12 protein-coding genes are annotated in these 13,478 nt (G+C 69.2%); 2 read left to right on the top strand and 10 right to left on the bottom strand.

What is annotated here, in order from left to right; translation table 11 throughout:
- Positions 1-59 precede the first annotated feature (59 nt).
- Complete coding sequence (gene edd / locus BM43_RS26605; RefSeq protein ID WP_025096785.1) at positions 60-1,925, bottom strand: phosphogluconate dehydratase; 1,866 nt, start codon at positions 1,923-1,925, stop codon at positions 60-62.
- A gap of 292 nt (positions 1,926-2,217) precedes the next feature.
- On the opposite strand from edd, the gene BM43_RS26600 reads away from it, so the two are divergent.
- Positions 2,218-3,165: a MurR/RpiR family transcriptional regulator gene (locus BM43_RS26600; RefSeq protein WP_036048268.1), complete on the top strand. Its 948-nt coding sequence runs from the start codon at positions 2,218-2,220 to the stop codon at positions 3,163-3,165.
- An 82-nt stretch (positions 3,166-3,247) separates the two neighbouring features.
- On the opposite strand, the gene BM43_RS26595 is transcribed toward BM43_RS26600, so the two are convergent.
- The 9 genes from BM43_RS26595 to BM43_RS26555 form a co-directional block, all read right to left on the bottom strand.
- Positions 3,248-3,670 carry a CopD family protein gene (locus BM43_RS26595; protein ID WP_013696637.1) on the bottom strand — a complete coding sequence of 141 codons (423 nt, stop codon included), beginning with the start codon at positions 3,668-3,670 and terminating at the stop codon, positions 3,248-3,250.
- Between the two features lie 60 nt (positions 3,671-3,730).
- Positions 3,731-5,002, bottom strand: a complete 1,272-nt coding sequence (locus BM43_RS26590; RefSeq protein WP_036052878.1) for a glutamate-5-semialdehyde dehydrogenase — start codon at positions 5,000-5,002, stop codon at positions 3,731-3,733.
- A 135-nt stretch (positions 5,003-5,137) separates the two neighbouring features.
- The gene (holA, locus tag BM43_RS26585; protein ID WP_036048271.1) at positions 5,138-6,289 is read right to left on the bottom strand and encodes a DNA polymerase III subunit delta; all 1,152 of its coding nucleotides are present in this window, start codon (positions 6,287-6,289) and stop codon (positions 5,138-5,140) included.
- 53 nt (positions 6,290-6,342) lie between these two features.
- Positions 6,343-6,894, bottom strand: a complete 552-nt coding sequence (locus tag BM43_RS26580; protein ID WP_025096790.1) for an LPS-assembly lipoprotein LptE — start codon at positions 6,892-6,894, stop codon at positions 6,343-6,345.
- A 26-nt stretch (positions 6,895-6,920) separates the two neighbouring features.
- Complete coding sequence (leuS, locus tag BM43_RS26575; protein ID WP_036048274.1) at positions 6,921-9,515, bottom strand: leucine--tRNA ligase; 2,595 nt, start codon at positions 9,513-9,515, stop codon at positions 6,921-6,923.
- A gap of 209 nt (positions 9,516-9,724) precedes the next feature.
- Positions 9,725-10,219, bottom strand: a complete 495-nt coding sequence (locus BM43_RS26570) for an ExbD/TolR family protein (RefSeq protein ID WP_036048277.1) — start codon at positions 10,217-10,219, stop codon at positions 9,725-9,727.
- Between the two features lie 13 nt (positions 10,220-10,232).
- Positions 10,233-10,931 (bottom strand): MotA/TolQ/ExbB proton channel family protein, encoded by a 699-nt coding sequence (locus BM43_RS26565; RefSeq protein ID WP_036048278.1) that lies wholly within the window; start codon positions 10,929-10,931, stop codon positions 10,233-10,235.
- A gap of 22 nt (positions 10,932-10,953) precedes the next feature.
- Positions 10,954-11,751, bottom strand: a complete 798-nt coding sequence (gene dapB / locus BM43_RS26560) for a 4-hydroxy-tetrahydrodipicolinate reductase (RefSeq protein ID WP_036048279.1) — start codon at positions 11,749-11,751, stop codon at positions 10,954-10,956.
- A 127-nt stretch (positions 11,752-11,878) separates the two neighbouring features.
- Entirely contained in the window at positions 11,879-12,760 is an 882-nt protein-coding gene (locus BM43_RS26555; RefSeq protein WP_036048281.1) for an outer membrane protein assembly factor BamE, read from the bottom strand.
- A 155-nt stretch (positions 12,761-12,915) separates the two neighbouring features.
- Here BM43_RS26555 and fur point away from each other — a divergent pair, with 155 nt between their 5' ends.
- The gene (gene fur, locus BM43_RS26550; protein ID WP_013696628.1) at positions 12,916-13,344 is read left to right on the top strand and encodes a ferric iron uptake transcriptional regulator; all 429 of its coding nucleotides are present in this window, start codon (positions 12,916-12,918) and stop codon (positions 13,342-13,344) included.
- The last annotated feature ends 134 nt before the right edge of the window (positions 13,345-13,478 follow it).

Raw genomic sequence — 13,478 nt, 5'->3', positions numbered from 1 at the left:
GCTGCTTCTCCTGTAACTGGATTCGTCTCGTTGCGGTTCGCGAGGATATCAGTGGGCGCTCAGTGCGCCACGCCCACGCCGACGTGCGTGGTTTCGCCGACCAACGCGCCGAACACCGAGGCGCCCGCCTCGGCCGGCATCGCCGCGGCGCGGAACACGCCGAACAGCTCGCGGCCGAAGCCGACCTCGTTGTCGGCCTGGTGCGTCGGGCGCGCCAGCTCGCGCGCGGCCCATTCGCCAGCGTCGATCTCGACGTCGAGCACGCCGGCCTGCGCGTCGATCACGATGGTGTCGCCGGTGCGGACCTTGGCCAGCGGGCCGTCGAGCAGCGCTTCGGGCGAGACGTGGATCACCGCCGGCACCTTGCCCGAGGCGCCCGACATGCGGCCGTCGGTGACCAGCGCGACATGGAAGCCCTGATCCTGCAGCACGCCGAGCAGCGGCGTCAAACGGTGCAGCTCGGGCATGCCGTTGGCGCGGGCGCCCTGGAAGCGCACCACCGCGACGAAGTCGCGCTTGAGCTCGCCCGCGTCGAAGGCGGCCTGCACGGCTTCCTGCGATTCGAACACGATGGCCGGCGCGACCACCTTGCGGTGCTCGGGCGCCACCGCCGAGATCTTGATCACGCCGCGGCCCAGGCGACCCTGCATCAGGCGCAGGCCGCCGTCGGGCGCGAACGGCTCGCCGATCGGGCGCAGCACCTTGGCATCGCCGCTCTCGGCCACGCCCGGCACCCATTCGAGCTTGCCGTCGAGCAGCTTCGGCTCGAAGGTGTAGTGCGCGAGGCCCTTGCCGGCCACGGTATTGACGTCCTCGTGCAGCAGGCCGCCCTCGAGCAGGTTGCGCACCAGGAAGGCCACGCCGCCGGCCGCATGGAAGTGGTTCACGTCGGCCTTGCCGTTCGGGTAGATCTTCGCCAGCAGCGGCACCACCGCCGAGAGCTGGTCGAAATCGTCCCAGTCGATCAGGATGCCGGCCGCGCGCGCGATCGCCACCAGGTGCATGGTGTGGTTGGTCGAGCCGCCGGTGGCCAGCAGCGCGACGATGCCGTTGACCACCGCCTTCTCGTCGACCACGTGCCCGATCGGCGTGTAGTTGCCGCGCTCGACGGTGAGGTCGAGCACGCGGCGCGCGGCGGCCGCCGTCAGGGCGTCGCGCAGCGGCGTATGCGGATGGACGAAGGCCGAGCCCGGCAGGTGCAGGCCCATCACCTCCATCAGCATCTGGTTGCTGTTAGCGGTGCCGTAGAAGGTGCAGGTGCCGTGGCCGTGATAGGCGGCCGATTCGGATTCGAGCAGCGCGTCGCGGCCCACCTGGCCGGTGGCGAACTGCTGGCGGATCTTGGCCTTGTCGTCGTTCGACAGGCCGCTCGTCATCGGGCCGGCCGGCACGAAGATGGTCGGCAGGTGGCCGAACTGCAGCGCGCCGATCAGCAGGCCCGGCACGATCTTGTCGCAGATGCCCAGGCACAGCGCGGCGTCGAACATGTTGTGCGTCAGCGCGATCGCGGTGCTCATCGCGATCGTCTCGCGCGAGAACAGCGACAGCTCCATGCCCGGATTGCCCTGCGTGACGCCGTCGCACATCGCCGGCACGCCGCCCGCGAACTGCGCCACGCCGCCGTTCTCGCGCGCGGCCGCCTTGATGATGTCGGGGTAGTTCAGGTACGGCGCATGCGCCGACAGCATCTCGTTGTACGAGGACACGATGCCGATGTTCGGCTCGCGGATCGCCTTGATCACGAACTTGTCGTTGCCTTCCATGCCGGCGAAGCCGTGCGCGAGATTCGCGCAGGACAGCGCGCCGCGCGCCGGGAAGCGGCCCTGGGCGGCGGCGATGCGATCGAGATAGGCGATGCGGGTGGGACGGCTGCGCGCGATCACGCGCTCGGTCACGTTGAGCAGGGTGGGATGCAGCGAGGCCATGCGGGCGGCTCCTCTGTGGCCGGCGGCGCCGGCGGCTGGAATCGTGGGGAGGTCTGGCCGGATTGACCGACCGATCGCGGCAAAGTCTAGTAGAAAAACTACATGATCGCAATCTTGCGCCGCAGCATGGCCATTCTTCAATGCCGCACAAAGCCTGCTACATATGGCATCTCCATCAGTAGAAACCCTAATGACGACCGATCCTCGGGCAGAAATGTGCTGGGAATTTTCTGTAGTTTTTCTACAATACCTGCGCAAGACTACAATCCCGCTTTTCCGCCACGAGCCGCCGATGCTCCCTCGAATCGAAGCGCTGCGCGCGCAACTGCGCCCGTCCGAGCAGAAACTCGCCGAATACGTGCTGGCCGCGCCGCGCGAGATCCTCGATCTGTCGATGACCGACCTGTCGGCGCGCGCCGGCGTCAGCCAGCCCACCATCGCGCGCTTCTGCCAGGCACTGGGCTGCAGCGGCTTCCGCGAATTCAAGATCCGGCTGGCGCAGAGCGTCGCGCCGGGCGTGCCTTCCGTGTATCGCGACGTGGAGCCCGACGAACCTGCGCCCGGCATCATCGGCAAGGTGTTCGACCGCACCATCGGCGCGCTGATCGAGGTCCGCAACAGCCTGTCGGCCGGCAGCGTGGCCGAGGCCATCGCCCTGCTCTCGCGCGCCTCGCGCATCGAGTTCTACGGCGCGGGCGGCTCGGGCATCGCCGCGCAGGACATCCAGCACAAGTTCTTCCGGCTAGGCGTGCCGAGCGTGGCTTATTCCGACCCGCATACCTTCTCGATGTCGGCCGCCCTGCTGGGCCCGCAGGACATCGTGGTGGCGATCTCCAATACGGGTCGCACGCGCGATATCGTGGAGGCCGCGAAATCGGCGCTGGCCTGCGGGGCCAAGGTGGTGTCGATCACCCACAGCCATTCGCCGCTGGCCCAACTCGCCTCGGTCAACCTGGCCTCGAACATCGCCGAGGAAACCGACGTGTTCTCGCCGATGACCTCGCGCATGTCGCACCTGGCGATTGGCGACATTCTGGCGGTCGGCGTGGCGCTGCAGCGCGGCCCCGAATTGGTGGACCGGCTCGGCCGTGCCAAGGCCGCGATCGTGCGGCGCCGCATCGGCCCGGACGAGCGCGGCGGCGAGCGCCGAGGGGCGCGCGAGGAAGGACGCGAGGAAGGACGCGAGGAGGGCCGCGAGACGGCACGCGAAATCGCGCGCGGCGAATCGGAGCAACCGTGAGGAAAACAGGGACGGCGCGCCAAGGCGCCTGAAGGCAGGCGACGCGCCGCGGCACGCCAATGTGCCGGGTCGCGTCGTGGATTCAGAAGGGCTTGATGACGGCCAGCGCGACCGCGCCGAGCATGCCGAGCACCGGCAGCTCGTTGAAGAAGCGGTACCAGCGGTCGCTGCGGCGGTTCTCGCCGCGCTCGAACACGCGCAGCAGATGCCCGCAGTAGGCGTGATAAACGATCAGCAGCAGCACGATCGTCAGCTTGGCGTGGATCCAGCCCTGCCCGCGCCCGACCCCGGCCACCAGCCAGAGCCATGCCCCGCAGGCCAGCGCCGGCACGGCGATGAAGCTCATGAAGCGGAACAGCTTGCGCGCCATCGTCAGCAGCCGGCGCACCGCGCCGGGATCGGTCTCCATGGCGAGGTTCACGTAGATGCGGGGCAGGTAGAACAGCCCGGCGAACCACGCGGCGATCAGCACGATGTGGAAGGTCTTGACCCAGAGGTATGTCATCGAATGGTCCGTCCGTCTTGGCTGGAATGCGATTGCTGGAGACTTTGGAGGCGTTCGTGATTACTGCCGGCCCTCGCCGTGCCCGAGCACGACGTATTTCAGCGAGGTCAGGCCCTCGAGCCCGACCGGGCCGCGCGCATGCAGCTTGTCGTTCGAGATGCCGATCTCGGCGCCCAGGCCGTATTCGAAACCGTCCGCGAAGCGCGTCGAGGCGTTGACCATCACGCTGGCCGAATCGACCTCGCGCAGGAAACGCATCGCGCGGTCGTGATCCTCGGTGACGATCGCGTCGGTATGCGCGGAGCCGTAGGTGTTGATGTGCTCGATCGCCGCGTCGATGCCGTCGACCACCTTGATCGCCAGCACCGGCGCCAGGTACTCGGTGCGCCAGTCTTCCTCGGTGGCATCGACCAGCGGCGCGACGCCGGCCTCGGCCAGCACGGCCCGGGCGGCCGCGTCGACCCGCAGCTCGACCGACTTGTCGCGATACAGGCGGCCCAGTGGCGGCAGCACGGCGGCCGCGATGCCGCGCGCGACGAGCAGCGTTTCCATGGTGTTGCAGGTGCCGTAGCGATGCGTCTTGGCGTTGTCGCAGACGGTCAGGGCGCGGGCGAGATCGGCACGATCGTCGACATAGACGTGGCAGATGCCGTCGAGGTGCTTGATCATCGGCACGCGCGCGTCCTTCATGAGCCGCTCGATCAGGCTCTTGCCGCCGCGCGGCACGATCACGTCGACATGCTCGGTCATGGTGATCAGCTTGCCGACCGCCGCGCGATCGGCGGTGGCCACCACCTGCACCGCCTCGGCCGGCAGCCCCGCCGCGGCGAGCCCCTCGCCGATCAGCCCCGCCAGCGCGGTATTCGATTCGAGCGCCTCGGAGCCGCCGCGCAGGATGGTGGCGTTGCCGGACTTCAGGCACAGCGCGGCCGCGTCGATCGTCACGTTCGGCCGCGATTCGTAGATGATGCCGATCACGCCGAGCGGCACCCGCATCTGGCCGACCTGGATCCCGCTCGGGCGGAACTTCAGGTTCGAGATCTCGCCGATCGGGTCAGGCAGCGCCGCGACCTGGCGCAGGCCTTCGACCATGGTGTTCAGCGCCTTGTCCGACAGCGTCAGGCGATCGATGAAGGCGGCGTCCTGGCCGTTGGCGCGCGCCCGCTCGACGTCACGCGCGTTGGCCGACTTCAGCGTGGCGGCCTCGCGTTCGATCGCCGTGGCGATCGCGGCCAGCGCGGCGTTCTTGGCCGCCGTGTCGGCCCGCGCGATCGCGCGCGAGGCTTGCCGCGCGCGGCGGCCGACGTCCGTCATGTACTGATCGATATCCATCATGAAACCCGAATCCGGAAAGGCAGCCGCGCGCGGGCGGCGAAACGCCGTTGGAGTGATCGCCGGCCGGCCCGCGGGCGGCGGCGAATGAACGATTGTATGCGCCTGCGCGCGCGAGCGTCGGGCGCGGCGGGATCAGCCAGGGCGACGCGACACCGAACCTGCGCCCGCGGTCGAGCCTGAAACCTGCTGCCGCGCCGCCGCGCCGCGCGGGCCGGCCGGCGAACGCGACGCGCCCTGCGCGCCGGCAACCGTCATGGCGAGCTGGAACAGCCCGTCCCAGGGATCGGGCGGCGGCTCGTCGGCGCGCGGCAGGCCCGGCGTGGCGCCGGACAGGCCCTTGACCTGGCGGTCCAGCCTGGCGGCCAGCGCCAGCGCCTTTTCAAGCACCGGCTCCGTGACGCGCGACAGGGCCGGCCCGATCAAACGCTCGCGCGGCCCCCAGACGCGGTTCTCGCGCACCAGCACGGCGAGCGTCTTGCCGGCCTCGATCCCGCGCTTGATGCGCAGCAGCGTGCGCAATTCCTCGACCACGGCCCACAGCACCAGCACCAGCGCCTCGCCCTTCAGCCCGTCGATCATGCGCGCCAGCCGGCCGGCGTCGCCGGCCAGCATCGCCTCGTTGAGCTTGAAGACGTCGTAGCGCGCCACGTTGAGCACGGCATCCTGCACCTGCTCGAAGGCCAGCGCGCCGGACGGATAGAGCAGCCCGAGCTTCTGGATCTCCTGGTGCGCGGCCAGCAGGTTGCCCTCGACGCGCTCGGCGATGAACTGCAGCGCGCGCCGGCCATCGTCGCCGGCAGCCACGCGCTGGCCCTGCGCGGCGAGCCGCTGGCCGATCCAGTTCGGCAGTTGCGCGCGATCGACCGGGTCGATCTTCAGCGCGACGCCGCCGTTGCCCAGCGCGGTGAACCAGGCCGACTTCTGCGTGGCGGCATCGAGCCGCGGCAGCGTGACCAGCATCAGCACCTCGGGATTGCCCGCGCCGGCCAGCGTCTTCAGCGCGTCGGCGCCTTCCTTGCCCGGCTTGCCCGAGGGAATCCGCAACTCGATCAGTTGGCGCTCACCGAACAGCGACATCGCCTGGCTCGCGCCCAGCAGCGAACTCCAGTCGAAGCTGCGCTCGACCGTGAACACCGAACGTTCGGTGAAACCGGCCGCGCGCGCGGCGGCACGAATCCGGTCGCAGGCCTCCTGGGCCAGCAGCGGTTCGTCGCCGTAGACGGTGTAGAGGCCGGCGAGCCCCTTCGCCAGGTGCGGCTCCAGCGCCTCAAGTCGCAATTGCATCGATTCGAACGCTCAGCAGTCGGGAAAAACGGATTCGGACAAGCCGCCGCGCATCACAGCGGCGGCGGCGGCAGCGGCGCGCGCGGCGCGATGCCCGGCGCCACCTCGCCCGGCCTGGGCGTCAGCGTGTGCACCACCGACAGGCGGCGCGTGAGCTGGTCGACGGCGTCGTTCTGCATGTCCGCGAACAGGATGTCGCTTTCCTGCGCCTTGGCCTGCACGAACTGCGCGTTGTAGGTCATGGCGCGGTTCAGCGAGATCACGCTCGGCGCGATCAACAGGGCGCCGTCCTTGGTGGTCAGCGTGTAGCTCAGCGAATAGTTGAGCTGGTATTCCTCCACCGTGCCGAACTCGTCCAGCGTCAGCGTGCCGGTGCCGCGCGCCTCGGACACGCGCAGGATCGCGTCGGCATCGGCCTGGGCCTTGACCACCCTGGTATCGCTGCCGCCCTCGACCATCCGCGTCAGGCGCGCGGCCACCGCCGGCTGCGCGCCCACGATCAGCAGGTGCTTGAACGCGTAGTCCTGCGTGCCGCGCAGCTGGAAGCCGCATGCGGACAGCAGCACCGCGCTGCCCACGGCCATCAAAAACGATCTGCGGATCACCTTCGCTCCTTGGTTCGTACTGCGCGTCAGACCACCACGTTGACGAGACGGCCCGGCACGACGATCACCTTCTTCGCCGGCTTGCCCTCGCCGAACTTCGCGAATGCCTCGTCGGCGAGCGCGGCCGCCTCGATCACCTCGCGGCTGGCGTCCTTCGCGACCTTGACCGCGCCGCGCACCTTGCCGTTGATCTGCAGCACCAGCTCGATCTCGGCCTGCTCCAGCGCGGCCTCGTCGACCTTCGGCCAGGGCGCGTCGAGCAGCGGGCCGAATTCGTCGGCATAGGAGAGTTCCCGCCACAGCGCGAAGGTCAGGTGCGGCACCACCGGGTACAGCACGCGCAGCAGGATCCCGTAGGTCTCGCGCAGCACCGCGCCCGGCGCGCCCTTGGCACCCTCGATCGCGTTGAGCATCTTCATCGCGGCCGACACCACGGTGTTGTACTGCAGGCGCTGGTAGTCGAAATCGGCCTGCTTCAGCACGGCGTGGATCTCGCGGCGCAGCGCCTTGGCGGTCTCGTCGAGCGCGGTGGCGTCGAGCGCGTCGCGCGTCACCAGCGCCTCGCGATTGGCCGAGGCGAAGGCCCAGACGCGGCGCAGGAAGCGGCTCGCGCCTTCCACGCCGGCACCCGACCATTCGAGCTGCTGCTCGGGCGGCGCGGCGAACATGGTGAACAGCCGGGCCGTGTCGGCGCCGTGCTGGTCGATCAGCAGTTGCGGATCGACGCCGTTGTTCTTCGACTTCGACATCTTCTCGATGCCGCCCAGCACCACCGGCTGGCCGTCGCCGTTGAGCACCGCGCCGACCGGGCGGCCCTTGTCGTCGTGCGTGACGGTCACGTCGGCCGGGTTGAACCAGCTCTTCTTGCCGTTCGCGTCCTCGCGGTAGAAGGTTTCGTTGAGCACCATGCCCTGGGTCAGCAGGTTTTTGGCCGGCTCGCCGAACTTCACCAGGCCCAGGTCGCGCATCACCTTGGTCCAGAAGCGCGAGTACAACAGGTGCAGGATCGCGTGCTCGATGCCGCCGATGTACTGGTCCATCGGCATCCAGTGATCGGTGCGCGCGTCGACCATGGTCGTCGCGTCGGGCGCCGTGTAGCGCGAGAAGTACCAGGACGAGTCGACGAAGGTGTCCATGGTGTCGGTCTCGCGCTTGGCCGGCGCGCCGCACTTCGGACAGCTGCAGTTCAGGAAGGCTTCGGATTTCGCCAGCGGGTTGCCGGTGCCGTCCGGCACCAGGTCCTCGGGCAGGACCACCGGCAGGTCCGCCTCGGGCACCGGCACGTCGCCGCAGGACGGGCAGTGGATGATCGGGATCGGCGTGCCCCAGTAGCGCTGGCGCGACACGCCCCAGTCGCGCAGGCGCCAGGTGACCTGCTTGTCGCCGAAGCCGCCCGCGTTCAGGTCGGCCGACACGGCGTCGACCGCCGCCTCGTGGCCCAGGCCGTCGTACTTGCCGCTGTTGACGTTGACGCCCTTCGACTTGTCGCCGTACCACTCCTGCCAGGCCTCACGCGACCAGGTCTCGCCCTCGACGGCGATCACCTGCCGCATCGGCAGGCCGTACTTGTTGGCGAACGCGAAATCGCGCTCGTCGTGCGCCGGCACGCCCATCACGGCGCCCTCGCCATAGCTCATCAACACGTAGTTGCCGATCCACACCGGCACCGGCTCGCCGGTGAGCGGGTGCTTGACCGAGAAGCCGGTGGCCACGCCCTTCTTCTCCATGGTGGCCATGTCGGCCTCGGCCACGCCGCCCTGCTTGCACTCCTCGATGAAGGCGAGCAGCTCGGGACGGCCCTCGGCCAGGCGCGTGGCGAGCGGATGCTCGGCCGCCACCGCGCAGAAGGTCACGCCCATGATGGTGTCGGCGCGCGTGGTGAACACGCGCAGCAGCTTCTGCTCGCCGTCGAGCTCGTACGGGAAGCCGAAGTTCACGCCGAAGCTCTTGCCGATCCAGTTCTGCTGCATGATCTTGACGCGCTCGGGCCAGCCCAGGCCGTCGAGGTCGTCGAGCAGTTCGTCGGCGTACTGCGTGATGCGCAGGTAGTACATCGGGATCTCGCGCTTCTCGATCAGCGCGCCCGAGCGCCAGCCGCGCCCGTCGATCACCTGCTCGTTGGCCAGCACGGTCTGGTCGACCGGATCCCAGTTGACGGTGCCCGTCTTCTTGTAGGCGATGCCCTTCTCGAGCATCTTCAGGAACAGCCACTGGTTCCACTTGTAGTAGTCGGGCTTGCAGGTGGCGATCTCGCGCGACCAGTCGATCGCCAGGCCCATCGACTGCATCTGGCCCTTCATGTAGGCGATGTTGTCGTAGGTCCACTTCGCGGGCGGCACGCCGTTGGCCATCGCGGCGTTCTCGGCCGGCATGCCGAACGCGTCCCAGCCCATCGGCATCAGCGTGTTGTAGCCGTTCATCCGCAGATAGCGGTACATCACGTCGTTGATCGTGTAGTTGCGTACGTGACCCATGTGCAGCTTGCCGGACGGGTAAGGCAGCATCGACACGCAAAAGAACTTCGGCTTTTGCGAATCTTCCTTCGTCAGGTAGGCGTCGGTATCGCGCCAATCGCGCTGGACGGCGGCTTCGACGTCGGCGGGTACGTATCGTTCTTGCATGGTGTGGTTCGGCTAGGCTGTCGGCACGCGCGACGCGCGCGCAGGCTGGAGTGGATCGAAAGTCGCACTCCCCGGATCGCGGGGAAAGGGTCGATTATACCGCCCGCTCAGGCCCCTCAGGCCATCGCGCGCGGCGTGGGGCGGCAACGCCCGTCGGCCGGGGCAGCCGACGCGGGCGCGGGCCTGGCGAAGGCGCCTCGCCGGGCGGCTCAGCCGCCGCTCGGCCGGCCCGCTGCGGGGGCCGCGGGAGCTGCGGGCGTAGCCGCGCCGCGCGCGGGCGGCGCGACCGCCGCATCGGGATCGGTGACGAAACCGATGCGCGACAGGCCCGCTGCCTGGGCCGCGCCCATCACGCGCGCGATCACCTCGTAGCGAGCCGAGGCGGCCGCGCGCAGATGCAGCTCGGGAGGTTGCGGCTGCGCGGCGGCGGCGCGAAAGCGCGCCGCCAGCGCGTCATGGCTCAGCGGCGTCGCGTCCCAGAACAGATGGCCGTCGGCGTCGATCGACAGCGTGATGGTGTCGGGCAGCTCGCGCGCGCTGGCCGAGGCGACCTTCGGCAGGTCGAGCCGGATCGCGTGCGTGAGCAGCGGCGCGGTGATGATGAAGATCACCAGCAGCACCAGCATCACGTCGATCAGCGGCGTCATGTTGATATCCGCCATCGGCGCGGCCGCCTCCTGGTGATCGAGTCCGCCGAATGCCATCTCGCCTCCCGTGTCAGGCGCCGTCGCCGGCTGATTGGCCCGCTTCGCCGCCGGGCTCGCCGCCCGCCGTGGCATGCAGGTCGCGCGCGAAGCCGTCGAGATCCTCGCTCAGCTGGCGCACCAGGCGCCCGAGCAGGTTGTAGGCGAGCACGGCCGGGATCGCCACCACCAGGCCGAAGGCGGTCATGATCAGCGCCTCGCCGACCGGCCCGGCCACGTTGCCGATCTGCGCCTGGCCGCTCTCGGCGATGCTGCCGAGCGCGTGATAGATGCCCCACACGGTGCCGAGCAGCCCGACGAAGGGCGCCGTGCTGGCGATCGAGGCCAGCAGCACCAGGCCGAATTCGAGCCGGCGCTGCGAGCCGCGCATCGCCTGGCGCACCGCGCGCAGCACGCGTTCGCCGCGCTCCACGCGCGCCCCGAGCAGGCTGGGCGCGGCGTCGGCCGCCTCCCGCGCGGCCTCGGCCAGCGGCGCGAACACCCGCTCGCGATCAGCCGAGCGCAGCGTGGCCAGCCCCTCATCGAACGAGCCGGCGCGCCAGAACGCGGCGATCGCCTCCGGGCCCTGGCGCTTCGCGCGCGCCAGCGTCCAGGCCTTCACCAGCAGGAAGCACCAGCTCGCGACCGACATCGCGAACAGCAGCCAGGCCACGCCGTGCGTGACGGCATCGCCGCTCGCCAGATAGTGGACTACGCCGGTTTCCATCGCCATGCGCGCCTCCCGGGGTTGCGGCTCAGCGCAGGCCGAGCACGTCCTGCATGTCGAACAGCCCGGCCGGCTTGTCGGCCAGGAAGCGCACCGCGCGCATCGATCCCTGCGCATACGAGACACGGCTCGAGGACTTGTGGGTGATCTCGATGCGTTCGCCGATGCCGGCGAACAGCACGGTGTGGTCGCCCACGATGTCGCCGCCGCGGATCGCCGTGAAGCCGATCGTCGAGGGGTCGCGCGGGCCGGTCTCGCCGTGGCGGTCGTAGACCGCGCAATCCTCGAGCTTGCGACCCAGCGAGGCGGCCACGGTCTCGCCCATCATCAGCGCGGTGCCCGAGGGCGCATCGACCTTGTGGCGATGATGCGCCTCGATGATCTCGATGTCGTAACCCTGCTCGAATTGCCTGGCGGCGAATTCGAGCAGCTTCAGCGTGACGTTCACGCCCACGCTCATGTTCGCCGAGAACACGATGCCGATCTGGCTCGCCGCCTCGCGCAACTGCGCCTTCTGCGCCTCGCTGAAGCCGGTGGTGCCGATCACAAGCTTGACGCCATGGCGGCGCGCCGCGTCGAGATAGCCGATCGTGGTATCGGGCCGCGTGAAGTCGATCAGGCAGTCGGCCTCGGCGAACACACGCTCGACGTCGTCGGTGATGGCGACGCCGGTCGGCTTGCCGAGGAAGGCGCCCGCGTCCTGGCCCAGGTGGGCGGAACCCGGGCGGCCGAGCGCGCCGACCAGGGTGGCGTCGGCGTCGTTGAGCACCGCTTCGATCAGCATCCGGCCCATACGGCCCGATGCACCGGCAATGGCAATTTTCATGGTCGTGTTGCGTATCTGCTTGATGAGCTTGAAAACATGAAGGCTTCGCGCGACCGCCGGATCCAGCGCCGGCGAGGGAGGAAACGAACCGGGCGGCCGAAGCCGCCCGTCTGGGTAGTCTGCCCGCTCAGTTCGAGTTCGGCGGCGCCGAGATATCGGCCGGCGGCGCCGTCAGCGGCTGGTTCGGCAGTTGGTCGGAGCCCTGCGGGCCGACCGGCTGGCTGCCGTCGCTCGGCGCGGTGGGCTGCGGCGGACGATGGAACTGGAACTGCGGCTGGATCGCCGGGCTCGCTCCCGGCGGCAGGCCGCCTGGCGTCGGCGCGGACGGCGCGGTCTGCGAGGACGGCCGGAAGCGGCTGGCCTGCGAGCCCTGGCCCGACACCTGGGCGGTGGCGCGGTTGGCCGCGCGCGCGGCCTCGGTATTCGCGTCGGACTGGCCGACCTGGCTGGCCGAAGCCGGCGGCGCCGGGTTGGCCGGGGCAGCGGCGGCGGGTGCCAGGTCCGGTGGCACCGGCGTGCCGGCCGGGGCCGCGGCACTGGCCGAAGCCGCCGCGCTGGCCGAAGCGGCCGATGCCGGCGCCGCTGCGGCGGCCTTTGCCTTCTTCTTGCCGCGACGGTCGCCGTCGATGTCGGCCAGCAGGTCGAGTTCGGACGGGAGGTTGTCGGCGCCGCTCCAGCTCGCCAGGCGATCGTTCTGGAAGTTGACGACCAGGTCACGCTGCTGGACCACCGAGGTCGAGCCGCGCTTGAAGTAGAACAGGTAATCCCAACGGTCCGCGTGGAACATGTCGGCCAGCAGCGGCGTGCCGAGCAGCGCGCGGACCTGTTCGCGGGTCATGCCGGCCTGCAGTTGCGAGGCCTTTTCCTGTGAGACGAAATTGCCCTGGACGACCGTGATGCGGTAAGGCGTGATGCTCTGCGCGATTCGTTGCGTGACGCTGTCATAAGACGAACAGCCTGCCAGCGTGACGACGGCGACAACGACGGCAGCAGTGATGGCACTCCGCATGCGGGTCCTCTGAATGTTGCGAACGGGATACGGGAAACTTGTCCGTCACTGCGCCGATCTGCCGGGCGGGCCGCGCGACTCGGGTCACAGATGACTGACAGGGCGAAAAGCCGGTACTATTGGAACCCTGCATTGTACTCTAGGGACGCCTAGCCATGACCAATCCGACCGAGCTGAAGAATATCGGGCTCAAGGCCACCCTACCGCGCCTCAAGATTCTGGAAATCTTTCAGCAGAGCGAAGTCCGGCACCTGACCGCCGAAGACGTCTATCGCAACCTGCTGCACGAACAACTCGACATCGGCCTGGCCACGGTATACCGCGTGCTGACGCAGTTCGAGCAGGCCGGCCTGCTCACGCGCAGCAATTTCGAATCGGGCAAGGCGGTGTTCGAGCTGAACGAGGGTTCGCACCACGACCACCTGGTCTGTCTCGACTGCGGCCGCGTCGAGGAATTCTTCGACGCCGAGATCGAGAACCGCCAGCAGGCGATCGCCAAGACGCGCGGCTTCAAGCTGCAGGAGCACTCGCTGGCGATGTACGGTTCCTGCACCACCGAGAACTGCCCGCACCGCAAGCACTGATCGGCCGGCCGGCATCGCGCCGGCCCGCCAGGCAATCCGGCCCGACAAGGCGCAAGCCTTGCCGGGCCGGATCGTTTTCGGGCATCGGCCGGCTCGTCTTTCGGTTTCCTGACGAACGGCGCGCGCCAGTTCTT

This window comes from Burkholderia gladioli (assembly GCF_000959725.1).
GTDB lineage: Bacteria > Pseudomonadota > Gammaproteobacteria > Burkholderiales > Burkholderiaceae > Burkholderia > Burkholderia gladioli.
Note: the sequence above shows the minus strand (reverse complement) of the source record. Positions and strands in the feature narration are given on the sequence as shown.

Bases quoted from the DNA above. Each gene is read 5' to 3' on its own strand.
- edd (WP_025096785.1), bottom strand. From the start codon at position 1,925: ATGGCCTCGCTGCATCCCACCCTGCTCAACGTGACCGAGCGCGTGATC.
- BM43_RS26600 (WP_036048268.1), top strand. From the start codon at position 2,218: ATGCTCCCTCGAATCGAAGCGCTGCGCGCGCAACTGCGCCCGTCCGAG.
- BM43_RS26595 (WP_013696637.1), bottom strand. From the start codon at position 3,670: ATGACATACCTCTGGGTCAAGACCTTCCACATCGTGCTGATCGCCGCG.
- BM43_RS26590 (WP_036052878.1), bottom strand. From the start codon at position 5,002: ATGGATATCGATCAGTACATGACGGACGTCGGCCGCCGCGCGCGGCAA.
- holA (WP_036048271.1), bottom strand. From the start codon at position 6,289: ATGCAATTGCGACTTGAGGCGCTGGAGCCGCACCTGGCGAAGGGGCTC.
- leuS (WP_036048274.1), bottom strand. From the start codon at position 9,515: ATGCAAGAACGATACGTACCCGCCGACGTCGAAGCCGCCGTCCAGCGC.
- BM43_RS26570 (WP_036048277.1), bottom strand. From the start codon at position 10,219: ATGGCATTCGGCGGACTCGATCACCAGGAGGCGGCCGCGCCGATGGCG.
- BM43_RS26565 (WP_036048278.1), bottom strand. From the start codon at position 10,931: ATGGCGATGGAAACCGGCGTAGTCCACTATCTGGCGAGCGGCGATGCC.
- dapB (WP_036048279.1), bottom strand. From the start codon at position 11,751: ATGAAAATTGCCATTGCCGGTGCATCGGGCCGTATGGGCCGGATGCTG.
- BM43_RS26555 (WP_036048281.1), bottom strand. From the start codon at position 12,760: ATGCGGAGTGCCATCACTGCTGCCGTCGTTGTCGCCGTCGTCACGCTG.
- fur (WP_013696628.1), top strand. From the start codon at position 12,916: ATGACCAATCCGACCGAGCTGAAGAATATCGGGCTCAAGGCCACCCTA.